At 34.1% G+C, this 25,862-nt stretch carries 22 protein-coding genes and 1 pseudogene; 21 read left to right on the top strand and 2 right to left on the bottom strand.

The window, feature by feature from the left end; all coding sequences use genetic code 11:
• Nucleotides 1-103: 103 nt before the first annotated feature.
• The 21 genes and pseudogenes from EUBHAL_RS02070 (at nt 104) to EUBHAL_RS02170 (ending at nt 23,781) form a co-directional block, all read left to right on the top strand.
• Nucleotides 104-421 (top strand): helix-turn-helix domain-containing protein, encoded by a 318-nt coding sequence (locus EUBHAL_RS02070; protein ID WP_226896994.1) that lies wholly within the window; start codon nt 104-106, stop codon nt 419-421.
• Nucleotides 422-576: 155 nt separating this feature from the next.
• Entirely contained in the window at nt 577-798 is a 222-nt protein-coding gene (locus EUBHAL_RS02075) for a sporulation initiation factor Spo0A C-terminal domain-containing protein (RefSeq protein ID WP_005344281.1), read from the top strand.
• On the top strand, nt 795-1,226 hold the full coding sequence (locus EUBHAL_RS02080) for a hypothetical protein (protein WP_005344282.1): 432 nt from the start codon (nt 795-797) through the stop codon (nt 1,224-1,226). The genes EUBHAL_RS02075 and EUBHAL_RS02080 overlap by 4 nt, the downstream gene beginning before the upstream one ends.
• Before the next feature lie 326 nt (nt 1,227-1,552).
• Nucleotides 1,553-2,026 (top strand): sigma factor-like helix-turn-helix DNA-binding protein, encoded by a 474-nt coding sequence (locus EUBHAL_RS02085; protein WP_172677211.1) that lies wholly within the window; start codon nt 1,553-1,555, stop codon nt 2,024-2,026.
• A gap of 244 nt (nt 2,027-2,270) precedes the next feature.
• Nucleotides 2,271-2,453 (top strand): hypothetical protein, encoded by a 183-nt coding sequence (locus EUBHAL_RS02090; RefSeq protein WP_005344284.1) that lies wholly within the window; start codon nt 2,271-2,273, stop codon nt 2,451-2,453.
• Nucleotides 2,454-2,603: 150 nt separating this feature from the next.
• Complete coding sequence (locus tag EUBHAL_RS02095; RefSeq protein WP_005344285.1) at nt 2,604-2,984, top strand: type II toxin-antitoxin system PemK/MazF family toxin; 381 nt, start codon at nt 2,604-2,606, stop codon at nt 2,982-2,984.
• Nucleotides 2,965-3,213 carry a DUF6870 family protein gene (locus EUBHAL_RS02100; RefSeq protein ID WP_005344286.1) on the top strand — a complete coding sequence of 83 codons (249 nt, stop codon included), beginning with the start codon at nt 2,965-2,967 and terminating at the stop codon, nt 3,211-3,213. Before EUBHAL_RS02095 ends, EUBHAL_RS02100 begins: the two co-directional genes overlap by 20 nt.
• Before the next feature lie 139 nt (nt 3,214-3,352).
• On the top strand, nt 3,353-5,050 hold the full coding sequence (locus EUBHAL_RS02105) for a recombinase family protein (protein ID WP_044921524.1): 1,698 nt from the start codon (nt 3,353-3,355) through the stop codon (nt 5,048-5,050).
• Nucleotides 5,051-6,751: a recombinase family protein gene (locus tag EUBHAL_RS02110; protein WP_005344296.1), complete on the top strand. Its 1,701-nt coding sequence runs from the start codon at nt 5,051-5,053 to the stop codon at nt 6,749-6,751.
• Entirely contained in the window at nt 6,742-8,316 is a 1,575-nt protein-coding gene (locus tag EUBHAL_RS02115) for a recombinase family protein (RefSeq protein WP_005344297.1), read from the top strand. Before EUBHAL_RS02110 ends, EUBHAL_RS02115 begins: the two co-directional genes overlap by 10 nt.
• Nucleotides 8,317-8,403: 87 nt before the next feature.
• A pseudogene (locus tag EUBHAL_RS02120) lies at nt 8,404-8,892 on the top strand (site-specific integrase); the annotation flags it as partial.
• Entirely contained in the window at nt 8,885-9,133 is a 249-nt protein-coding gene (locus EUBHAL_RS02125; RefSeq protein ID WP_005344301.1) for a DUF5348 domain-containing protein, read from the top strand. The pseudogene EUBHAL_RS02120 and the gene EUBHAL_RS02125, both read left to right, overlap by 8 nt.
• The gene (locus EUBHAL_RS02130) at nt 9,126-9,503 is read left to right on the top strand and encodes a plasmid mobilization protein (RefSeq protein ID WP_005344303.1); all 378 of its coding nucleotides are present in this window, start codon (nt 9,126-9,128) and stop codon (nt 9,501-9,503) included. The genes EUBHAL_RS02125 and EUBHAL_RS02130 overlap by 8 nt, the downstream gene beginning before the upstream one ends.
• Nucleotides 9,504-9,848: 345 nt before the next feature.
• Nucleotides 9,849-10,106 (top strand): hypothetical protein, encoded by a 258-nt coding sequence (locus EUBHAL_RS02135; RefSeq protein ID WP_167534380.1) that lies wholly within the window; start codon nt 9,849-9,851, stop codon nt 10,104-10,106.
• A 683-nt stretch (nt 10,107-10,789) separates the two neighbouring features.
• Nucleotides 10,790-14,026, top strand: a complete 3,237-nt coding sequence (locus EUBHAL_RS02140) for a helicase-related protein (protein ID WP_044921528.1) — start codon at nt 10,790-10,792, stop codon at nt 14,024-14,026.
• Between the two features lie 17 nt (nt 14,027-14,043).
• Nucleotides 14,044-14,700, top strand: a complete 657-nt coding sequence (locus tag EUBHAL_RS02145) for a DUF4391 domain-containing protein (RefSeq protein ID WP_044921531.1) — start codon at nt 14,044-14,046, stop codon at nt 14,698-14,700.
• Between the two features lie 2 nt (nt 14,701-14,702).
• Nucleotides 14,703-15,560, top strand: a complete 858-nt coding sequence (locus EUBHAL_RS02150; RefSeq protein WP_005344309.1) for a toll/interleukin-1 receptor domain-containing protein — start codon at nt 14,703-14,705, stop codon at nt 15,558-15,560.
• Between the two features lies 1 nt (nt 15,561).
• Nucleotides 15,562-17,424 (top strand): site-specific DNA-methyltransferase, encoded by a 1,863-nt coding sequence (locus EUBHAL_RS02155; protein WP_005344310.1) that lies wholly within the window; start codon nt 15,562-15,564, stop codon nt 17,422-17,424.
• A gap of 11 nt (nt 17,425-17,435) precedes the next feature.
• Nucleotides 17,436-20,507: a type III restriction-modification system endonuclease gene (locus tag EUBHAL_RS02160; protein WP_005344311.1), complete on the top strand. Its 3,072-nt coding sequence runs from the start codon at nt 17,436-17,438 to the stop codon at nt 20,505-20,507.
• A 50-nt stretch (nt 20,508-20,557) separates the two neighbouring features.
• Nucleotides 20,558-22,081 (top strand): caspase family protein, encoded by a 1,524-nt coding sequence (locus EUBHAL_RS02165; protein ID WP_005344312.1) that lies wholly within the window; start codon nt 20,558-20,560, stop codon nt 22,079-22,081.
• A gap of 35 nt (nt 22,082-22,116) precedes the next feature.
• Complete coding sequence (locus tag EUBHAL_RS02170; protein ID WP_242648725.1) at nt 22,117-23,781, top strand: RNA-binding domain-containing protein; 1,665 nt, start codon at nt 22,117-22,119, stop codon at nt 23,779-23,781.
• Nucleotides 23,782-23,867: 86 nt separating this feature from the next.
• On the opposite strand, the gene EUBHAL_RS02175 is transcribed toward EUBHAL_RS02170, so the two are convergent.
• Together EUBHAL_RS02175 and EUBHAL_RS15835 are read right to left on the bottom strand one after the other, a co-directional pair.
• Nucleotides 23,868-25,445: a P-loop ATPase, Sll1717 family gene (locus tag EUBHAL_RS02175; RefSeq protein ID WP_005344314.1), complete on the bottom strand. Its 1,578-nt coding sequence runs from the start codon at nt 25,443-25,445 to the stop codon at nt 23,868-23,870.
• A gap of 144 nt (nt 25,446-25,589) precedes the next feature.
• A complete protein-coding gene (locus EUBHAL_RS15835; protein ID WP_005344315.1) occupies nt 25,590-25,745 on the bottom strand; it encodes a hypothetical protein in 156 nt (51 codons plus the stop codon).
• Nucleotides 25,746-25,862 lie beyond the last annotated feature (117 nt).

Here is a 25,862-nt window from a genome sequence, read left to right on the forward strand (position 1 = left end):
AATTAGTTCCATAGAACTACAACTTGATTTGCGGATTCTGTATCTTTCAATTATCCATCAGTATACTAATTTTAGACCGAATTATCGTTCTGAAGGAGGTGCTATGATGGATTTAAAAGCGGTTGGTCAGCGAATTAAAGCAGCAAGAGAAGCAAAAAATCTTACACAGGAAGAACTGGCGGCGCTGGTAAATTTAAGTACAACACATGTCAGTGTGATAGAAAGAGGACTGAAAGTAACAAAGTTGGATACCTTTGTAGCAATTGCCAATGCACTTGATGTATCGGCTGATGCGCTACTGATAGATGTTGTGACACATTCTGTCACAGGTGTTACTAATGAATTATCTGATATGATAGAAAAATTGCCAAAGGACGAGCAGAAAAGAATTTTAAATGCGGTCAGAGCTTTGGTAGACTAATGAAATAGGCATTGAAATCGAAGGGCATTAAGCTCTTCTTTTTTTTATTCTTTTTTATGGATTCGTTTGTGAAAAAATCTTTTTTCATAGTGATAATCATGATATAGTAGTTCTAAAGAACTATAAATAATTCTTTGAAACTGGAGGGCGGGTAAATGAGAGAAAAAAATATTTATGAGAAGATTGCAGAAAAGTACAATACGACACCAGAAGAAGTACGCAGAGAAATGCAGATAGCCATAGATACAGGATTTGATAATCCTGATCCGGCCGTGCAGGAAGAATGGAAGAAAATGACACTTAAAGGAGAAAGACCTACACCGGAAGAAGTAATCAATTACGCAGTAAAAAAAACTAAAAGGAAAATAAAAATATGAAGAAAAAGATAATTGCAGTGATCTCAGGAGCAGTGATCTTGATAATTGCTGCAGGAAGTATTTATGGGAAATCTGAATCTGGTCATAAGGAAGGCGAACCGGATGTAGTTGGAACATTTTCCGTAAATCGAGATGAAAATATTACAGTGGTTGCTAACCGGGGACATATCGGGGATAAAGAAGCTTTTGCAAGAGAACTTTTGCAGATGTACAAGGATGATTCATTTTATTCGACAAAATTCTCCACAGACAGGGGATATGCGACGAGTCTTGATATGAACATCTATTTATGGAAAGAGGATATTGAAGATGGGGAATCGGTAATGACAGCCGAATATAGACCTGTAGAATACGGAAAGGACTATGATGTAGTCAATCATCCTGATAAATTTCAACTATATATAGATGGAAAAGAAGTAGAAGAATAACACGGTGAACTTTTTATACTGAAATATGTACGATTCCAATAATGATATGAACTTATGGGAATATATTGCGGATACTTTGTGAACTTTATCCTGATACAATGATTATGCTGATGAAAGAAGGCATAGATAACTGAATACAAGAAAGAGACGAAAGCCTCAGTAGTTAAGAAAAAACTACTGGGGCTTTTTTTCGTGCCTGAATTTCTCAGCCAATAACTGCGGGCGTATCCCGGCAGGATAAAGGCGGAGCAGGCATGATCCTAAACAGAGGTCCGCCTTCTGGACTTGAAACGAGCAACAAGATTTCAAATTCAGGAGGAACGGATATGTATATTGAACACCCATATTTTTACGAAGGAAAGTATTACGCAAATATTGATGGAGAAATGATCGAGATTACAAAAGAAGTTGCGTATGCGATGAATAATTTTTACAGAAGCAGCAAGGCAAAAAAAGTTGAGATTAAGAATGAACTGGGTGAGGTTGTGGATAAGATGCTGAGAGAAGTACCTTACAGCGGTCAGTCCATTGATGGAGAAGGCTTCATGATTGAGGATTTTCCAGATCTGAACTGTGATGTGGAGCACTGTGTACTGACAAAAATGGAACAGCAGGATATTCACACAGTGATCAATCAACTGAACTCAGAGGAACGCATGATTATTTATGGCATTTTCTTTGAAAACAAGACACAGACACAGATGGCGGAGATTATGGGGATTTCCAGACAGATGCTGTCATACAAGCTGAAATCCACTCTTAATAAGATGCGTGAAATGTATATGAATAAATTTTTTTAAAAAATTTTTCAAAATCTTTTGCATCTGCCAAAGTCATTTGACTTTAGTAATTAGAGGAAGTTAAAGGACTTCCTAAAATGAACCATGATAACTGAATATCCAATAATAACTGACGTGACATTTCATGCAAAGAGCACGAGGAAGATGCCGCTATAGGATTATAAGACAAAACAAAGATTTTTAGTTCAGTCCGTAATGCTGCGAAAAAGCACTGACCGAAGCCAGCTGGCAGGCTGGTGATGCGATGATATGTATGAGATGCGATACACTTGCAGATCCTGAGAAGTCTGTAACTGGTAAACCTATGAACTGCTGGAGCCTGGAAACGAGAGTTTCCGGGTTGTGGTCCGGAGTATGCATCCGGGCAGGTTATTATTCCCTTCCTGCATATGCGGGAGTAACGATTCGGGGTATCGAGGATAAATAGAATCGAGCGAGCACTGTTTAATAATCAAATTGGCTATAGAGGTTATGCGGCAGAGCTTTCCGTCTTGGAAAGGAACTCTGCCGTATTCCTGTGGAGCCAATATAGCGCTATGAATGCTTTACAAATAAAAAAAGATTGGAGAGATGACAAGTGACGATTCGAAGAGGAGATATCTTATGGGCGGATCTCGGTATGTTCCCGACAACTTCGGTTCAGGGTGGAGTAAGACCGGTGATCGTAGTAAGTAACAACAAAGCTAATACATACAGTTCAGTCATTACAGTAGTTCCGCTGACGTCAAGAATATATAAGAAGCGGTATTTGCCAACACATGTATTTATCAGCAAATATGATATGACGGGAATCCGAAAAGGAAGCCTGGCACTGGCTGAACAGGTTATGAGCATTTCTACGAAATGTATTATTGAGAAATGCGGAAGAGTAAATAAGTGGAGCCTGGATCGGGTACTGAAAGCAGTACGGATTCAGATGGGAATGGAAGGAGAAGGGCATGACGGCAGAGGAATATAGAAACTATCTGGAAACGGATTTTGATGATGTAGATCTGAAGGAATTGAAGGACATCCGAAAAATAAGGATTGACCGGAATCAGACGAAAGAAAAAAGAATAGCTCAATATCTTAGACAAGTGGGAAATCCCTATCTTGTCTGTATAGGAAATGTAAAAGTGAAAATACGGTTTGCAAACAATGGAGTATCTTTTGAAGATGCATTTGAGGAACTTTTGCTTTCTGTATAAAAAGTGGTGGTAAAATCTGAAGAGTTATGTTAATATGGAGGCGAGGAATTCAGGACTCCTCATTTCTATTAGGACAAAATCGACTCACCCTCTGGGTTTTACCAATGTTGATGGAAAGGTAAAACTAAGGAGGATGAAGATGAATCAAATTAACAATTCAAAGAAAATCTATCATGCAGCCATTTATGTTCGTTTATCGAAAGAAGATGGCGATGTTGCTACTGCTGGAAAGCGTGAAAGCAACAGTATCTCAAATCAGAAAGATCTGATAAAAAATTTCCTAAAAGATAAAAAGGATATAGTTGTTGTATCAGAACGGGTGGATGACGGTTACAGCGGTTCTAATTTTGAACGTCCTGCATTTCAGATGATGCTGGAAGATATCAAAAAAGGAATTGTGGATTGTGTCGTTGTAAAAGACCTTTCCCGTTTTGGACGTGAGTATATTGATGCCGGAAAATATATCGAAAGATTATTTCCGGCACTTGGCGTGCGGTTTATTGCGGTCAATGATCATTATGACAGCCTGGAAGGGAAAAGTCAGGCAGACGAAATCGTGATTCCCTTCAAGAATCTCATTAACGATGCATATTGCCGTGACATTTCTATCAAAATAAGAAGCCACCTGGAAGTAAAGAGAAAAAATGGGGAATATATCGGAGCGTTTACACCGTATGGCTACCAGAAAGATTCAGATAATAAAAACAAACTGGTGATAGATGCATATGCGGCAGGTATCGTCAAAGAAATTTACCGCATGAAATTATCAGGTATGAGCCAGACAGCAATTGCCAATGCATTGAACAAACAGGGTGTTCTTTCACCAATGGAATACAAGCACAGTCTTGGAATAAGGATTCAGGATAATTTTAAAACACACGAACAGGCAGAATGGAGCGCCATGTCGGTAAAAAGAATCCTTGAAAATGAAGTATACACTGGAACTCTGGTGCAGGGAAAAAGAACAACACCAAACCATAAAGTAAAAAAATTGATGAAAAAGCCGGAGACAGATTGGGTTAGAATTGAAAAAAACCATGAGGCTATCGTATCAGAACGAGAATTTGCACTGGTGCAGAGATTATTAGGGATAGATACAAGGACTTCTCCGAACGAGGAAAAGGTATATCCATTATCTGGACTTGTGGTTTGTGGAGACTGTGGGGCAATGATGATCAAACGGGATGTTCCGGCAGGAGGAAAGGTATACGCTTACTATATCTGTTCCAGACATGCGGCTACGAAAGCGTGTGCAGCACACAGAATACCAATGGGTAAACTAGAAGAAACAGTATTGGAACTGGTAAAAATCCATATTGAAAATATCCTTGATATGAAAAAAATCATGGATTTTATCCATGAAGTACCATTTCAAGAATTGGATATAAAAGAACTGGAAATTAGAAAAGAAGCAAAAGAAAAAGAAGCCGTGCGATGCCGGGAGTTAAGAGATTATCTATATGAGGATTTCCGTGAAGGAATCATTTCAAAAGAAGATTATAAAGAGCTTCATGACGGGTACACAGAAAAACGGAAAAAAGCCGAGGAAGCAGTCCGAAGCATTGATCAGCAGATCAGTGAAGTCCTGGAATCAAAAAGTGATAAATATCATTGGCTGGATTATTTTGCCGAGCATCAGAATATACAGGAACTTACAAGAACTGTTGCTGTTGAACTGATTGACCAGATATTAGTATATGACAAAAAACATATTGAAGTCAGATTTAATTTTGATGATTGTTATCAATCTTTGTTACGGCAGATACAGTCGGTGGGATGCGATGTCAGCACAGGTATGGACGGAAGAATAGAAATTCAAAAGAGGGAGGTCGTATAAATGGCTCGAAAATCAAGAAAAGTAGATTATGTGAATGTTGGAAATAAAGAAAATTTGGTTACAGAAGCTGAAAACCAGTGTGAAAAAGTTTCACATGCAGCCCTTTATGCAAGGCTTTCCTATGAGAGTGAAAAGAACAGAGAAAGAAATACGATAGAAACGCAGATGGTTCTGCTTCATAATTTCGTAAAAGAACAGAAAGATATCGTGGTTGCAAAGGAATATTATGATATATCTAAAACCGGAACTAATTTTGAGAGAGATGGTTTTAATGAGATGATGCAGGACATCAAAGAGGGAAATATTGACTGTGTTATTGTTAAAGATCTTTCTAGACTTGGAAGAAATTATGTAGAGGCAGGAAGCTATATTGAAAGAGTGTTCCCATTCTTTAATGTGCGTTTTATTTCGGTGAATGATCATTATGATTCGTTCAGAGATGACATAAGCCTGCTGATCAGCATGTCAAACGTGTATAATGAGTTTTATTCCAGAGATTTGGCAAAGAAAATAAGAAGTTCATACCGGACGAGCTGGGCAAATGGCGAATTTCCTTCCGGTCAGATGGCTTATGGTTATGAAAAAGACAAGGATAATCCTCATCAGCTGATTCCAGATCCGGTAGCGGCACCAGTGGTGAAAAAGATATTTCAGTATTTTATTGATGGAATGACTTATGCAGAGATTGCCCGGAAATTAAATGCGGATGGGTATCTCTGCCCGAAAGCCTACAAGCTGGATAAAGCAGGAAAAGCAAATGAAAAGTCAGCGACATGGACATGGAGTGGAGGAACAGTCCACAAAATCCTTGAGAATCAATATTATGCCGGTGATAGTGTGCATAATCAGTTTACCAATGATTCCTGGGCAGCACAGAGACAGAAAATGAATCAGAAAGAAGAATGGATCATTATCAAAAATACCCATGAGGCACTTGTGAGCAGAAAGGATTTTGATGAGGTACAGGAAAAGATTGGTCATATCGTAAAACGGGTTAATGAAGCTCGTAAATCAAATGGCAATAATGTAAGAGACTTCAACTTTTTCAAGCAGAAAATTGTATGTGCAGACTGTGGAAAAACCATGTATTTATATGGGAAAACAAAAGGCAATCATCGTAGGTTTTACTGTGGAAATAATAAGCTCCACGGGAAGTGTACGCCACATTCTATCACTGATTTGGAAGTGAATGATTATGTACTGCGTGTGATACGTGCACATATCAATGTATATGTTGAAAATGTAGATTTGATTCGGCGGTTGAATCAAAGACAGGAAAGCATTAAAAAATATGATGTGTTTAACAGAGAAATCAAGAAATGCCGGAAAGAACTGGAAAAAGTGGCAGTACACCGGGAAAGATTGTTTGAGGATTATGTGTGCCGTATTATTGATGCAGAGCAGTATGAAACATTTTCAAAGCAGGATGCGGAAACAGAAAAAGAGATCCAGAATAACATGGAAATTTTATTAAAGCATCAGGTTGGATATGAAAAAAATTTTCACACAGAGGAAGAATGGGAAACATTGATCAATAAATACCGCAATACGAGAACGCTGACAAAGGAAATGGTCAATGCTTTTGTAGAAAAAATCGAAATACATGAAAGCGGTTCTATTACGGTACGTTTGGTGTATGATGATATGTTGGAAGAATTAAGAAAATATGCAAAAGAACGGGAGGCTGAGTTATGCCAGTAACAGAATGTATCGCTGTTTATATCAGACTTTCGTCGGAGGATAATGATGTAGATGGCAGTATAAAAGCCGAAAGTAACAGTGTCAGTGCACAGAGAATGCTGATAAACGAATTTATCAAAAAACAGGACGAATTTACTAACTGTCCAGTAGTTGAATATGTAGACGATGGGTACAGTGGTACAAACTTTAACCGTCCTGGCTTTCAGAGGATGGTGGAAGATGCAAAAGCAGGACGTATAAAAAGTATTGTTATAAAGGACTTTTCAAGATTTGGAAGAGATTATCTGGAAGTGGGGAATTATCTGGAAAAAATCCTGCCAGTCCTTGGTATTCGAATTATCTCAATTAACGATGGCTTTGACAGTATCAATTCCTCTGGTTTTACTGGAGGAATGAGTGTAGCGTTAAAAAATATGCTGAATGCAATGTACAGCAGAGATTTGTCCAGAAAAGTTCGTTCTGCTATGAAAACACATGCTAAAAACGGTGAATATATGCCGGCTTTTCCCAAATATGGATATATTAAAGATCCAGAAGATAAGCATCATCTGGTTATAGACCCAGAAGCGGCTGAAATAGTGAAACTGATATTCACAATGGCGGCAGATGGGAAAACAAAAGGACAGATAGCAAAACATCTGAACGAAACCCATGTGCTTACATGCCGGGAGTATATGTGCAGAAAAGGTATAAAAATGCACAGAGAAAACGAAAAAGAAAAGAAACTCTGGTCAGTCACAACAATCTCAGATATGCTCAAAAATGAAGTGTATCTTGGAAAAATTATTTGGAATAAAAAGAGAGTGGCAAGAACAGGAAGCAATAAATTGGTTTCCAATGATAAAGAAGAGTGGATTGTTGTAGAAAATGCACATGAACCAATTATATCCGATGAATTATTCCAGAAAGCAAATGAAAAAGCATTTACTAACCAGAAAAGAGTTCTTACAAAAAGAGGAGTAGCCTGCCCTATTTTCTTTTGTCCGACCTGTGGAAGAAGACTTGGTTTTACCAGCAGAGAGACTGGGTATCGCTGTATGCAGGCACATATCAGCGGTCTTAGTGGGTGTGCGGAAAGTAAAATGGACAGGAAAGAAGCAGAAGAAACAGTACTGGATGCAGCCAGAAATATGGCACAACTCATTTCGGAAAATCTTGAGAAAAAGAAAAGTGAATGGCATAAAACAATTTTGAAAGAAGAAAATATCGCAACACTGGAAAGTGAAAAAAAGCGACTCTCGTCAAGAAAAATGAAACTGTATTCTGATTATCGTTCAGAAGTGTTGGACAAGGAAGGGTATATGGAAGAACTGGAAAAAACGACTTCCCGTATTTCAGAAATCACTTTGCAGATAGCAGAATTGGAGAATGAGATTGCAGTAGCGAAGAAAAAATGTGATGAAGCAACAGAAAAAGAAATGGAAGTAAATGAGATTGCAGCATTGCAGGATTTTGACAAAATACAGCTGTCAAAGATTATTGAGAAAGTCTTTATTTATGAACCAGGTCGTATGGAGATAAGCTGGAAGATGGATGACATTTTCTACAAAGAAGAAAAAGCATAAACGGAATAAGATTGTTCGCAGGAGCATCACTGGATGAAAACAGTGGTGCTTTTTGCGAATTAAAAGCAAATTTTTTTTAGACTTATATTGACAAAAGCAGAGCTATTGGCTCTCACAAAAGCAGATTTTGATTTGGAATCTAAGAAGCTTAGAATCAATAAAACTTATCAAGTTATTAAAGGAAAATCAATGATTACTTCACCCAAAACGGAAAAAAGTAATCGGACAATAGAACTTCCAGAATTTCTGTGCGAGGAAATACAGGATTACATCGAATCACTATATAAAGTAAATGAAAATAGCAGACTTTTTGAAGTTACAAAAAGTTATCTTCACCATGAAATGGACAGAGGCAGTAAGGCAGCAGGAATTAAAAGAATTAGAATTCATGATTTAAGACATTCCAGTTGTGCATTACTTATTAATCTTGGATATTCACCAATTCAGATTGCAGAACGTCTGGGGCATGAAAGTATAACGATTACTGAAAGATATGCACATTTATATCCTTCAGTTCAGAAAGAGATGGCAAATAAGTTAGATAAAGTATTTAAAGAGGAGGAGAAAAATGATTGAAGGTCGTTTAAGCTATAATTGCAATAATGATAGATATGGACTTTTAGTATCTGACTTATGGGAATATGAGGGATTCCATTGCGGAGATCCTTTAGAAGTAAAAGTTGATGACAAATGGATTCACACACGGATAGAAATGGCCTGGGATGAAAAAGGAGGACATTGGTATTTAGTCGGAACACCGTACTTTGACAATCTGGAATATGTGTGTGTCAGATTCAAGGAGGATAAGGATGTATGAGGTAGATAAAATTTATCGAAGGCCTACACAGTCTAAAGGAAAAAGAAAAAGCAGAAGCAAGAAAAATGAAAAAAACAGAGTGCGAAATGTAATTATGAATTTTCGTGTTTCTCCAACGGAAAAGGAACTGATAGAGACTCGAATTAAATTGACAGGAATGTTAAAGTCAAAGTTCTTTATACAGAGTTGCCTGTATCAGACGATTCTTGTCAAAGGAAACATTAAAACTTTTACAGAGATAAAAAAGCAGATAGAACAAATTTCAAAACAGATTAATAAAAATCCTAATTTGGAGGAATTAGAACCAGAGCAGGTGGAGTCACTTAGAATAATTCTTGAAATTTTAAATACTTTGTTTCGAAAGGAGTAGATGTTAAGGGCGAGTGGGAAAGCAGATTGGAAAAAGATAGATAAGATTCCAATTACATAGACATAGAGGCTTATGCAGGTGCACTGTTTCGGTGAAGGGGGTTTTAGGGGTTCTCCCTTAACAAGATGCATTTTGTGTGTACAAAATGCGTATCTTGCAATAAGCTTGACAGCTTATTAGTCCCTTTTTTGGGATATAGTTCCCTGATGTGGGACACGTTTATTTCCCGGAAAAGGGATATAATTCTACAGAGAAAATGTACATAGCTCCCGTATTTGGTACAAAGTTTTACAAAATACAACAAGGAAGGAAATGTTAAAAATGGGAAAAGACAAACATTATAGAATGACAGAAGAATCATTAACATTCATCGAAAAGAGAGATAAAGAAAAATATCCCAAAGAAAATTTATTTGTAAATGCAGCAATACAATATTTTGGAAGGAAAATCGAACAGGAAAAGATTGTTGGAAAATTAGAGGATATACAAGATAAGTTAGAACGAATTGAAAGGATGCTAGAAGAAAAGGCAGTAAGAAAAAATATGGTATCAGATAAGGTAGAAAGAAAAGAATTATTTGGAAAACCGGATTATTTAAAGTAGGGTAGATAAAGATGAATTGGAAAAATCAGATTGAAAAGTTAGGAGAGAACTTTAAAAATTGACGGAAAGAAAAAGGTTGGAAAAGAAAAAAAGTAGTGTATTTGAATCAGTAAATAAAAAAGATGAGCAATATTAATCGAATATTGAAAGAAAAGAAAATATTGTATCTGTAGAAAGGAAGGTTGAAATTTCAGGGAAAAGAGGTAAAAGTAGAGCGAAGAATGTTCAAGACTTTAAGAAAAATTATGAAAATAATTTGAGAAAACTCTCTAAGTGAGAAAAACAAGTGGACATAGCAGAAATCCTATATAAATTTATCATAACGATATTTACAGCAATAAAGTCATCTGCATTTACAGAAGATTTTATTGCTGTTTTATTAATGATTAGAAAATTTTTTCTTCAGTATCTAATCAGGAAATAATATTTGGAAAATAAAAGAGAAAGTTTCATTCTTAAATTAGAATTATAGCGTGACTGGAGAAATTATGTGTATATGGTGATTAGGGTGAGAAAATGATAAGATATTTAAGGCGTGTAAAAAGGTTCGGTAATATGAACGTATATCATATTTTATTTAAATATGGTATACTTTTATCATGGGTATTTAGCTTCAAAAATGCTTTAATGCTTAATTATTGTAATTGGATAAAATGTTTTTCTGTACTGAGGAGAAGGTAAGGATGGAAGTAAAGGTATTTGATAATATTACGGAAATTGCTCGTGATGATATGGCATCAACAATAGAAAAAGGTAGCAAAGTATCTATTGCAGCTGCTTGTTTTTCTATGTATGCTTATAAAGAGTTAAAAAAGCAATTGGAATCTGTAGACGAATTTCGATTTATTTTTACATCTCCGACATTTGTAACTGAAAAAGCAGAAAAACAGAAACGTGAATTTTATATACCACGTCTTAATCGAGAAAATAGTCTCTATGGTACAGAATTTGAATTGAAGTTGCGTAATGAAATGACACAGCGTGCAATCGCAAAAGAATGTGCAGAATGGATTAAAAGAAAGGCACGTTTTAAGTCTAATACAACTGGTGAAAATATGGGTGGATTTATTACAGTAGAAAATAAGATGAATCAACTTGCATATATGCCTATCAGTGGATTTACTACGGTAGATATTGGATGCGAGCGTGGTAATAACAGTTATAATATGATTAATCGTTTTGATGCCCCATTTTCGATGTCTTATATACAACTTTTTGAGAATCTTTGGAAGGACAAGGAAAAATTGCAGGATGTCACAGATGTTGTGGTTGAAAATATTACTACAGCCTATAATGAGAATTCTCCAGAGTTTATTTATTTCATGACATTGTATCATGTATTTAGTGAATTTTTGGATGATATATCAGAAGATGAATTACCAAATGAAGCAACAGGATTTAAACAAAGCAAAATTTGGAATATGCTTTATGACTTCCAAAGAGATGCAGTATTAGCTATTATTAATAAAATGGAACGCTATAACGGGTGTATTTTGGCGGACAGTGTTGGGTTAGGTAAGACATTTACAGCATTGGCTGTCATTAAATATTATGAAAACCGCAATAGGAGTGTACTTGTCCTTTGCCCCAAAAAGTTAGCAGAAAACTGGAATACATATAAGGATAATTATATTAACAATCCGATTGCTTCAGATCGATTGAACTATGATGTTCTTTTTCATACTGATTTATCTCGTGCACATGGATTTTCTAATGGATTAGACTTAGAACGTTTGAATTGGGGAAACTATGACCTTGTGGTAATCGATGAATCTCACAATTTTCGTAACGGTGCAGGTACACATGCAAAAACACAGGAAAATCGTTATGTGAAATTGATGGATAAAGTTATGCGTGCCGGTGTGAAAACGAAAGTATTGATGCTATCAGCAACGCCGGTTAATAATAGATTTGTGGATTTAAAAAATCAGTTGGCGATTGCCTATGAAGGTGATTCAGAAAACATAAACAAGAAATTGAGTACAAGTAAAACGATAGATGAAATATTTAAACAAGCACAGAAAGCATTTAATTCTTGGAGTAAATTAGATGTAGCAAAAAGAACGACAGAGGCGTTGCTTCAAATGTTAGATTTCGATTTCTTTGAGCTGCTAGATAGTGTGACAATAGCACGTTCTAGAAAGCATATCGAAAAGTATTATGATACTACTGAAATAGGAAAATTTCCGGAGAGAAAAAAGCCAATTTCACTTAGACCGAAACTTACGGATTTGAATGCTGCAATTAATTATAATGAGATATACGAGCAGTTGATACATTTGAGTCTTTGTGTTTACACACCATCTAATTATATATTTCCAAGTAAGATGCAGAAGTATTTGGATTTAACACATAATAAGGGGATGAACCTTACACAGACAGGACGTGAGGAAGGTATTAGGAGATTAATGAGCATCAATCTTTTGAAAAGATTGGAAAGTTCCGTAAATTCTTTTCAATTAACTTTACAGAGGATGAAAGCATTAATTGAAGATACAATTACAGCAATTAATCGATTTGAAAAATATGGAAATGTAAACATTAATATGTATGAAGTTTCAGACGAAGATTTTGATATTGATGATGGGAATACAGAATATTTTACAGTTGGAAAAAAAGTGAAGATTGAACTTGCAGATATGGATTACAAAACTTGGCGTTCAGAATTAATAGAAGATGCGGAGACACTAGAGCTTTTGACATTAATGGTAGCTGATATTACACCAGAGCATGATTACAAATTGCAAGAGTTGTTACGATTATTAGATGAAAAAATTGAAGATCCGATAAATCCAGATAATAAAAAAGTTTTGGTTTTTTCTGCGTTTTCTGATACCGCAGAATATTTATATAAACATGTTAGCAAACATATCAAAAATAAGTATGGACTTAACACAGCTGTAATTACAGGAAGCATAGATGGAAAAACAACAATTGCAGGTTTTAAAGCAACTTTAAATAATGTTTTGACATGTTTTTCTCCTATATCCAAAGGGAGAAATATATTAATGCCTGGAAGTAATACAGAAATAGATATATTGATAGCAACAGATTGTATTTCTGAGGGACAGAACTTACAAGATTGTGATTATTTGGTTAATTATGACATCCATTGGAACCCGGTTCGTATTATCCAGAGATTTGGACGTATAGATCGTATTGGGAGTAAGAATGAATATATTCAACTTGTGAATTTTTGGCCGGATATGGATTTGGATGAATATATTAACTTAAAAGGACGTGTGGAAACACGTATGAAAATTTCTATTATGACTTCTACGGGTGATGATGATCTTATAAATCCAGAAGAAAAAGGAGATTTGGAATATCGTAAACAACAGTTAAAACGGTTGCAGGAAGAGGTAGTAGATATTGAGGATATGACTACTGGTATTTCTATCATGGACTTGGGCTTAAATGAATTTCGACTTGATTTGTTAGACTATGTAAAAATACATCCAGATTTAGAACAAAAACCGAAAGGTTTACATGCTGTAGTTCCGTCAAGAGAAGATTTACCAGAAGGTGTTATATTTGTATTGAAGAATATTAATAATAGTGTAAATATTGATAATCAGAATAGAATTCATCCGTTTTATATGGTTTATATTGGGATGGATGGAGAAGTTATTTGCGACTATTTGAATCCTAAAAAATTACTAGATGATATCAGATTGCTGTGCAGAGGGAAAAAGCAGCCAATTAAAAAACTTTACCAAAAATTTAATGAAGAAACAGATGATGGGAAGAATATGGGCGAGATGTCTGAACTTCTTAGTGAAGCGATTAATTCAATTATTAATTGTAAAGAAGAAAGTGATATTGATAGTTTATTTGCTGAAGGAGGTACATCAGCTCTTTTATCAGCCGTATCTGGGTTAGATGATTTTGAACTTATATGTTTTCTTGTGATAAAATAAAGGAGGTTGGTGAAAGAATGATAGGATTACCAAAAACGACAGAGTTTAATAAACGAATTCCAAAACAAAAATTTTACGAAAATATAACGATTTCACCAGCAATAAAAAGAGTATTTGTAGAACAGGTTAAAACAATATATTGGAAAAACAAAATAGCAGTTTCAACTACAAATCTTGCAGAGGGAAATAAGGTAACAGAATTAGAAGTTTTTGAAATTCATTTAAACAATCCAGAATTAGATGAAAAATTACTTTACCAGATAGATAAAGTAGTACCGTATCATATCTTATTTTTACTAGAATATCAAGGCGAGTACCAGGCATGGGTTGGATTTAAGGAGAAGGCTGCATCTGGAAATAAAGTATTTAAGGTGAATAGGTATTATCATACAGAATGGATGAAAGAAGAAGAATTACCTCTACATCTGGAAGGACTGAGCATGGATGCAGCTTATGAGAATTATGTTAGACAGATTGCAGGAGATAAATTACAAATAAAAACTAATGGTGAAAGTTTAAAAGAATCTGTGACTAGAGATGAACAGAGACAGATATTGCAAAAAAAGATTGATATTTTAAAGGCTCAAATTCGGAAAGAAAAGCAGTTGAATAAACAGATGCAGATAAATAGAGAGTTAAAGATATTAAAAAAAGAATTAGAGGAGTATTTATAAACATGGGTGTTGAACAGTATCAGAGAAAAGTAAACTCTTTAGATAAAGAGATTGCTGACTTGGAGAAGAAAAAAGCAGAAGAAGATAGAAAGGCAGCGGACAATCATAAAAAAGCATCAAGAGTAAGTGTTAGCAAAAATGCCTCTGAAAGTATGATAAAGAGTAAAATGCGACAAATTGAAAATTATGAGGAAAAAGCAAGAAAAGCTGAAGCAGCGAGTGCAGATTATGGTAAAAAAATTTCAGATAAACGTACGAAAAGAAATGATGCCTATCTTAAACTTCAAAAAGAAGAGCAAAACGAACGGAAGAAACAGGAAAAATCAATTGAAAATATGAAACGAGTATATGAACAACGTATTTCGGAATTGGAATCATTACGGTTATCTAAAGTTAAAAATGAATTTTTGGAAACAGTTTCGGGGGATGAACCCGAATATGACGTGTTTGTTTCTCACGCTTGGGAAGATAAAGCAGATTTTGTAGAAGCCTTTGTGCAAGCTTTGAAAGACAGAGAAATTAAGGTTTGGTATGATAAATCAAAAATAAAATGGGGTGATTCTATGAGAGCAAGAATTGATGATGGATTGCGTAAATCTAAGTTTGGGGTTGCTATATTATCGCCTAATTATATAGCTGAGGGAAAATATTGGACAAAAGCAGAGCTAGATGGTTTATTTCAAATGGAGAGTATCAACGGCAAAACGTTACTTCCTATATGGCATAATTTGACAAAAAAACAAGTAATGGATTATAGTCCTATTTTAGCTAGTAAATTAGCAATGACGACAGCCACAATGACGGCAGAAGAAATAGCAGATGAATTATTAGATATGCTTTCATCTGAGGAGGATAAATAAGATGGATAAAATGCGGATGGAGTCAGTAGATATGACTGCTCAGAATATTGAAAAAATTGGTTCTCTATTTCCTAATTGTATAACTGAGACTATTGATGAAAATGGAAAAGGGAAGAAAGTGATTAATTTCGAACTTTTAAAGCAGATGCTTTCATCGGACGTTATTGATGGGGATGAGGCATACGAATTTACTTGGGTAGGGAAGAAAGCATCTATTGTGGAAGCAAATAAACCGATTCGAAAAACGCTTCGCCCATGTAAGGAGGAATCAGTCGATTGGGATAATACAGAGAATCTCTATATTGAAGGAGATAATCTTGAAGTGTTAAAATTGCTTCAGGAAAGTTATTTAAATAAAGTAAAAATGATTTATATTGATCCTCCATATAATACGGGAAATGATTTTATTTATAATGATGATTTTAAAATGACAAGTGAAGAATATGCGGAAGAAATTAGTGAATTAGATGAAGATGGAAATCGTATGTTTAAAAATACTGATACTAACGGACGCTTTCATTCAGATTGGTGTTCAATGATTTATTCTCGCCTTATGCTTGCTAGAAATTTATTGTCTGATGATGGTGTGATTTTTATTTCAATTGATGATAATGAGCAGTCCAATTTAAAAAAGTGTTGTGAGGAAATATTTGGTGAAAAGAATTTTGTTGCACAATTAATATGGGAAAGGGCTTTCGCACCTAAAAATGATGCAAAATATATTTCCAATAGTCATGATTATATTTTAATGTTTGCAAAAAATATTAACAATTTTGTAATAGGAAGATTACCTAGAACAAGTGAAGCAAATGCGAGATATTCAAATCCGGATAACGATCCAAGAGGTGTATGGCAATCTGATAATTTAACTGTAAAAACGTATTCACCGTCTGGAGATTATTCTATTACTACGCCCTCTGGGCGGGTAGTAGAGCCTCCAGCAGGGCGCTGCTGGAGTCTCTCTAAAAATAAATTTTTAGAGAGACTTAAAGATAATAGAATTTGGTTTGGTGCAGATGGAAATGGAGTTCCTAGGATTAAAAGATTTTTATCAGAATTAAAATTTGAAGGTATGGCACCTACATCATTATTATTTTTCAAAGAAGTAGGTCATAGTCAGGAAGGTTCACAAGAACTTATAAAAATTATGGATGGGGGAGTTTTTGATGGGCCAAAACCTACTCGATTATTAAAAAGATTAATGATATTAGCAAATCTAAAGGAAAATTCTATAGTATTAGATTTCTTTTCTGGATCAGCAACAACAGCACATGCTTTAATGGAAGTTAATAAAGAAAAAAATTTAAAGTGTAAATATATTATGGTACAATTAGCTGAAAATACTAATAAAAAGAAAGATACAGGCTATAAAAATATTTGCGAAATCGGAAAAGAACGTATCCGACGTGCTGGAAAGAAGATAAAAGAAGAAGCTCCATTGGTCACACAGAATTTAGATATTGGTTTCCGTGTATTAAAATTGGATGATTCTAATATGAATGAAGTATATTATAGTCCAGATGACTATTCTCAGGGATTTCTTAATCAATTGGAATCTAATATCAAAGAAGACCGTACAGACCTAGATTTGTTATTTGGATGTCTATTGGATTGGGGATTGCCTCTTTCATTACCGTATTATTCAGAACAAATTGAGGGATGTACAGTCCATAATTATAATGATGGTGATTTAATTGCGTGCTTTGATGAGAATATTCCTAACAGTGTAATTAAAGAAATTGCAAAAAAAGAGCCTCTTCGTGCAGTGTTCCGGGATAGTAGTTTTGCAAGCAGTTCGTCTAAAATTAATGTTGGTGAAATCTTTAAATTAATAGCACCGGATACAACTGTGAAAGTTATTTAAGGAGGCAAAGAATGAAGTTACGATTTAAACATCAGAAATTTCAGGCTGATGCGGCAAAGGCGGTGGTAGATGTATTTGCGGGTCAGCCATATCTTACACCTTCTTATATGATGGATAAAGGTTATCAGGGAAAAACAATGGAAGGACAGAAATATTCTCAGATGTCTACGATGGATGAAGAGGATTTTACGGGTTGGAGTAATCATAAAATTGTTCCAGAGTTAAATGATAGGTTGATTTTGGAGCATATACAGAAAATTCAGCGTGAAAATCAAATAGAGCCATCTGGCAAATTGGAAGGGCGATATAATCTTACAATTGAAATGGAAACAGGTGTGGGAAAAACATATACTTATATCAAAACTATGTACGAATTAAATCGTGCATATGGTTGGAGTAAGTTTATTGTTGTTGTACCAAGTATTGCAATTCGCGAAGGGGTCTATAAATCTTTTCAGGTAACGCAGGAACATTTTGCAGAAGAATATGGGAAAAAAATTCGATTTTTTATTTATAATTCTGCAAGGCTGACAGAAATAGATCGCTTTGCGTCGGATAATTCAATTAATGTTATGATTATTAATTCTCAGGCTTTCAATGCAAGGGGAAAAGATGCTAGACGTATTTATATGAAACTGGATGAATTCCGTTCTAGGAGACCGATTGATATTCTTGCAAAGACGAATCCGATTGTGATTATTGATGAGCCACAGTCAGTTGAAGGTAAGAAAACAAAAGAAAATTTGAAACAATTTAATCCACTTATGACATTGCGTTATTCTGCTACGCATAAAAGAGATAGTATTTACAATATGGTATATCAATTGGATGCCATGGAAGCATATAATAAGCGTTTAGTTAAAAAAATTGTAGTAAAAGGCATTTCAGAATCTGGTACAACGGCTACAGAAAGCTATGTGTATTTAGAAAGTATCAATCTTTCAAAAGCTGCCCCAACAGCCACTATTCAATTTGATTATAAAGGTGCCAATAGTATTCGAAAGATTACTAAAACGGTAGGAGAAGGATGTAATTTATATGATAATTCCGGAAATATGGAAGAATATAAAGAAGGTTTTGTGATTTCTAGAATTGATGGACGTGACGATTCAGTGGAGTTTATTAACGGTATTAAAATTTATGCTGGGGACGTAATTGGAAAGGTAAGTGAAGACCAACTGCGTCGAATTCAGATTAGAGAGACGATTCTTTCACATATACAGAGAGAACGTGAGTTATTTTATAAAGGGATTAAAGTATTGTCCCTCTTTTTTATTGATGAGGTAGCTAAGTATAAACAGTATGATGATGCAGGTCAGCCAATTAATGGAATATACGCAGACATATTCGAAGAAGAATATAATGATATTATTAACAATCTTCAGATAAAGATTGGAGAGGATGATTATTTAAGATATTTATCCTCTATTCCGGTTAATAAAACTCATGCAGGTTATTTTTCTATTGATAAAAAAGGCAAAATGATAAACTCTAAGGTTCTACGTAAGAAAACAACTACAGACGATGTAGATGCATATGACCTTATTATGAAAAATAAGGAACTTCTTTTAGATAGGAGTCCAGAAAAATCACCTGTACGATTTATTTTTTCACATTCGGCACTCCGTGAAGGCTGGGACAATCCAAATGTATTTCAAATTTGTACTCTAAAACAGAGTAATAGTGAAGTAAGAAAGCGCCAGGAAGTAGGTCGTGGACTTCGTCTTTGTGTAAACCAGGATGGAGAACGTATGGATACCAATGTACTTGGAAATGATGTACATAGTGTTAATGTACTGACGGTTATTGCTAGTGAGAGTTATGATAGCTTTGCAAAAGGACTACAAAGTGAAATTGCAGAGGCAGTAGCTGATAGACCACATGCAGTTACAGCAGAATTATTTATTGGAAAAGTGATTGAAGATGAGCAAGGAAATGAGCAGGTAATTACTTCTGACATGGCACATGCAATTTATTATGATTTGATAATGAGTAGGTATGTTGACAGAAAAGGTAATTTGACAGACAAATATTATGAAGATAAAGCAAATGGAGAAATTAAGGTGGCAGAAGAGGTTGCTGATTCTGTCAACTCCGTAATTCAAATTATAGATTCTGTTTATAATAGTCGTTCTATGTGTCCTGAAAATGCTCGTAGTAATAATATAGAACTACATCTAGATGAAAATAAACTTGCAATGCCAGAATTTAAAGCACTTTGGTCAAAAATAAATTCAAAGACAGCATATGTTGTTGATTTTGATACGGAAGAGCTTATATGCAAAGCGATTGACTCTTTGGATAGAAAGTTAAGAGTTTCTAAGATTTATTTTAAAGTGGAAACTGGTGTTTTAAATGAGATTAAGTCGAAAGAAATCCTTGCTGATGGAAGTGGTTTTCTAAAAGAAAAGACAGAAAATTATGGGCGTACAGTGTCTGTTAGTTCTAGAGTTAAATATGATTTGATTGGAAAGTTAGTAGATGAAACCAATTTGACTAGAAAAGCAATTGTACGTATTCTGCAGGGAATTCAACCTTCGGTATTCAATCAATTTAAGGATAATCCAGAAGAATTTATTATTAAAGCTGCAGCCTTGATTAATGATGAAAAGGCCACAGCAATTATTGAACATATTACTTATAATGTGACGGATGATAGGTATGGTACGGAAGTGTTTGCAGATCCGACGATTAAAGGTCGTCTTGGTGTGAATGCAATGAAAGCAAATAAACATTTGTATGACCACATCATCTATGATTCTACTAACGAACAAAAATTTGCAGAAGAGTTGGATATAAGCCAAGATGTGGCTGTTTATGTGAAATTGCCAGATGGATTTTATATTTCGACTCCAGTAGGACGATACAATCCAGATTGGGCGATTGCATTTTATGAGGGAACAGTAAAACATATTTATTTTGTAGCAGAAACTAAGGGTTCTATGGACTCTATGCAACTGCGTTTGATTGAAAAATCAAAAATTCATTGTGCAAGAGAGCATTTTAAGGCAATTAGTAATAGTGAAGTAGTATATGATGTGGTAGACAGCTATAAATCTTTATTGGATATTGTAACTAGATAAAGACATTATAAAAAGGTAGGTTATAATTTCAGGTATTGTGAGGAAATAAGATGGGAAATGTAAAAGCTACGTTGGTTGGAGTAAGTAATTATGATAATCCTAGAACTCCAGATATAGATGCTTGTAGAAATGATATAGTGGAAGTAAAGGCAGCATTGATAAAAGGCTTAGGTATTTCATCACAGGATATTCGTTTGTTGGGAAGTTCTGGAAGAGTTAATATAAAGGAATTGGAAACTGAATTACAAATAGCATCATTAGTTGTTGAGCCAGAGGATACATATATTTTTTACTTTTCAGGTCATGGAAATAATGGAACTCTTGCTCTTAGTGAAACTGTGATTGGTGTACAGGAAGTGATAGAACTAGTAGATAACATAGAGGCAAGAAATAAAATTATTATATTAGATAGTTGTCGTTCTGGTGATTTTTTGATTCCTCAAATTAAAACACCGGATATAGATAGAATGGTGGAAGAGTTTGCAGGTGCAGGGTATGCTGTAATGGCTTCCTGCGGAGCAAATGAGAATTCAACTTTTTATCCGGGAAATAAAATAAGCTTGTATACACATTTTTTGTGTGATGCATTAACTATGGACTGTATAATAAAAAAGGGAAAAAAGTCTCTCGAAGAGATTAATGAATTAATTTTTCGAATGATAAGTGTATGGAACAGAAAAGGTGTCAGAATTCAGCATCCTATTTTTAGAGCTAATATAACAGGAACTATTTATTTTCCAGTTCAAAAATATACATCGTATCAAAAACAAAATATATTTAAAGAAACAGAAGAATATATTATATATGAAGTTTTGCCATTTCATCATTCTCGACAGAAAAGGTATACTGCTAAAGTTATTTTGAAATATTATTTTGATGAAATAGATATTGTGAAGATTACAAAAGAAATAATTGATGAAATAAAATATTCAAATGTCTATAAAAATGAAATAGAAGAGCGTAGATTCAGGGGATTACCGGCCAATATGATACGCTGCCATATGGGAAATGATGAGCAGGATATGACAGATTGTAATTTTGAATGGATTACTACATGGGTTGATGATACGATGGACAAGAATAATTGGTATAGAGAAAGTAATGGTTCAAAAATACTTGATGGAATTCTTGTGGATAAGCAGAAATCATACAATGCATTGCGAATATTAAATCAACAAACTGTGACCACGGAAGAATTTATTAAAGAGGCAAGAAAGTATTTAAATGAGATGGTAGCGTATGCGGATCAATTCATAAGTAAATATAGAGAATATTCTAATGGTAATATTTCGGAAAGTGAATTAGTTAATAATGTGAAAGATATAAATGTACAAATAGCATCTATATATTTTAAAATTTCAGATTTACCTAAAGTACCTTTGGAATGCAATTCATGGGCAGAATCAATACAACAGATAGCTGCAACGATTCATGATTTTACACTATTTTATAGTAATAAGACAATGAATACTTGGAGTCAAGAAAATAGAAAAGATCTCATGAAAATTAAGATAAAACATTATCAGCAAGAAATAGAATTGATAAAGCAGGAAGAGAAAAAGCTTAAGGAATAAAATCTATATAAAAAAGCATGAAAAGAGGTGTTTTTTTGAACGAAAAAGAATTTAGTATAATACTTTCTTCAGGAGAATCATTGCATACAGAATTTAAATCATGGAAAAAAGCGGGTAACATGAAAGAACGTATTAAGCTTGCTGTTGATGAACTAGTTGCTTTCGCAAATGCAAAGGGTGGGACCGTTTACTTTGGAGTAGAGGATGATGGTACAGTAACTGGATGTGAAAAATACGATACACAAAGTATTATTGAGGCAATATATGATAAAACAAGACCATCGTTATTTGTGGATATAGAAAAAATTCCTTATCAAGGTATGATGGTTTTGGCATTGAAAGTAGAGGCAGATGGTAAAACTTATGGGACAACAGATGGTCGTTTTTTGAAAAGATTGGGTAAGAATTCAAAACCTTTTTTTCCAGATGAAATGTCGCATCATTTTTACAGAGAGCAGATACCGGATTTTTCAAGTAAGATAGTGATGGAAAGTACTTTTGAGGATATAAATCTTTTAGAAGTATATTCTTTAAAAGAAAAACTAAAAATTAGAGATCCAAAATCAACACTTCCAGCTTTGGAGGATATGGCTTTTCTAAGAGATCTTGGACTTATTAAAAAAATAGATAATGTTGAAAGATTGACTGTAGCTGGTTTGTTATTTGTTGGTAAACAAAATTCTATTTCAAGATTGTTGCCGCAGGCAGAGGTTATATATCTACATTATAGTGCTGAAAATCTTGAAGAATATGATTTAAGATTAGATTTACAACAGCCAATTGTAAATGTATTAGATCGCTTGACGGAAAAAATACAAAATGATAATAAAATTCTTAATATCCAGGTGGGATTATTTAGATTAGAAGTAGAAGATTTCTCTGAGAAAGTATTTCAAGAAGCTTTATTGAATGCATTGTCTCATAGGGATTATGAAAGTATGGGTGCAGTATATGTAAAGCATTATCCTGATAAAGTAGTTATAGAGAATCCTGGTGGATTTTTAGATGGGATAACAGAAAGGAATATCATTACGCACCCCTCAGCACCAAGAAATAAACTAATCGCAGAAACTTTGCAACATTTAAAATATGTACAAAGAACTGGGCAGGGAGTAGATATTATTTTCAGGGAAATGATATCTATGGGAAAGCCATATCCCGAATATCAAGTGTTTAGTGATGCAGTATCATTGACACTTCGTAGTGCAGTGGAAGACGTATCGTTTGTTAAGTTTATTGTAAATGAGCAGGAAAAAAATCAAATATTTTTATCATTGGCAGAGCTAATGATTATGCGCTATTTATCAGAGAATAAACGCATAAAGTTATCGGAAGCAAAAGATTTGACACAAATTTCTTTAGAAAATACACGTAAGGCATTAACTAACTTAGTTAACCTGCATCTTATCGAATCTGTTGGAAAAGAATATATGTTAACAGCAAGAGTTTATGAGGCCGTTAAAAATGATTTACAATATACTCGTGACAAAGGAGTTCGTTATATTAAAGCAAAAGAAATGATTCTAGAATATCTTGAACATAATGAATCTATTACAAATGCAGCGATTCAAGAGTTGTGTGGCTTTAGTAAACAGCAGGCAAGAACAACAATTGACAAAATGAGAAAAGAAAAGTTGATTATTTTAGTTGGAAAAGGAAACCGTTCCTGTTATCAACGTATTGTATATGAAAATAAATAATCGAGTGGCCCTCGAGTTTTCACTCGAGGACCACTTGAGACAGAAAAAACTTTCACACTCTCCGGTAAATCATGAGTACCAAAAATCTATGCTTTTTGATGATAATTAATTGATGCTTGAAAAAATTTAATTAACGGATAATGGATAGTAATTGGCATTATTGGGTCAATATCAGTATCACCTTTAAACATAAATCTAGAATTTGAACCATAGTTACCAATTATTCCTATATCGTATAAATCTTTTAATATTTCTGGTGTTTTTCGTTTAGTAACTAACTCGTTCACTTCTTCAAAAAAATCTTTTTTGCTATTCAGATGATGCTGGAAATCCGAAACTGAAAAAGGCAAAAGTATTCCTGTCAATGATTTTTTTATTCCCTCTACTTCCTTATCACTATATTTTACAGTTAAAAACTCTTCAAATTCAGTCCATGATTCTTCGGCATAAGGTTTTCGCGAGGTATCAAAACATTCTTGATCAATAATACTTTTATTTCCATGAAGGCGTTGGATAGTAGTAAAAAGTCTTATTATATCTCTTGGTTTATACCATGTCTGATCAAGTATATAATTTTGTACTTCTTTTTTTTTATTTCCAACATATGGTATAAAATATGTTTCCCAAATATCGGGAGATGGTTCAAGCCCTAATTTGGTTTCGCTAAAATGTATTCTTTTTTCCAACATCTTTAATAAAGGGTGATTTCTGATATTTCCTCCTTTTTGTTCCCATGAAATAGTAACACCAAAATCATGAATAGTTTTATTTATTTCTAGTCCTTTGGAAATTATATTTTTGTATACTTCACTACGTATTGCGGTAACTAAGAAAACGTTGAAATTATGTGTTCTATTAATATCGGATAAGTATTCTATCGCAAAAATTAAATCCCGAATTAAAGTGACATCACGTTGATATTTTTTTGTTTGTTTAAAAGCCAATTCAAGTTCATCAATAAAAATATAGATTTTATCTTCTACAGGAGTTAAAACTGAATATAGGTTAATAATTTGTTTGGCCAAAGATGTAAATGATACAGACTTTTTTTCTGAATCAACCCATTCAAATTCTAAATTGGTTTTAGCTATTTTGTTAAAATCAATTTCAAGGTTTCCACGTTTCATTTTGGGAAGTATTTTTTTAATAGTATTATCTGTTCCCAATTTACCATAGGTAGCATTAAGTAATGCACATAACTTTGTCCATGATTCAGTGTTGCGATTGAATACACCATATTCTGTCCTTGAAAGTCTGGATACGATTACTTTAATTAGGTAAACCTGCCATGCAAGTGAACAGTTCAATGTGAAATCACTAGGGATTTCACTGTCTATAATCTCTTCGAAAGGATTGTTGGGGAGAGCAGAGCGTTTTATTTGATTACGTTCTTCTTCATCTACATCTCTTTTAAAACGAATAAATTCACTAAAATTTTGGGACGGATTTTCGGAAATTATACTTTCAAGATATTTGAGAAGCATAGTTTTACCAGTGCCTTTGTTTCCAAATATATAATATGTTGATCCATCAAGCAGTCGTGAGATATTAATATTGGGAAACTCGTAAAAAAGACCTTTGCAAGTGTCTTGTCCATATTCAAGAAATTCGTTATAACCGTCAATTTTTCCAAAATAAATATCCTTAATTTGCAATTTTCGCATATAGATTCTCCTCTATAAATATTAATGTTGATTTTATGATAATTAAAATCCAGAATTTAAACTAATTTGGTCCATTATCTTGTCATGTTTCTTTTGCATTTTAAGTATTTCTGTCAAAGGTTCCGACTCTGGATAAATATCCATTCAAAGGTTAAATTCCGCTTCAACTTTTAGTAAAGCTTCCCCACGTTTCTTAACATCTTTTATTTTATTGCATTTTTCAACTTCTATCATATATTCATTATAACAATCTAACCATAATCGCATCAAAGACAATGTTCCAAAGTTGATTCCAACCATATCATTTCCAGCTTTATCCGTGTATTCAAAGAGGTGTCCGTCATATTACCGGAATATCTGAAAGAGTCTGTGAATCACCTTTATACTATCAAAATCAGAGTTTGTCAATACTTCGGG

The sequence above is a fragment of the Anaerobutyricum hallii DSM 3353 genome, from assembly GCF_000173975.1.
GTDB classification, from domain to species: Bacteria; Bacillota; Clostridia; order Lachnospirales; family Lachnospiraceae; genus Anaerobutyricum; species Anaerobutyricum hallii.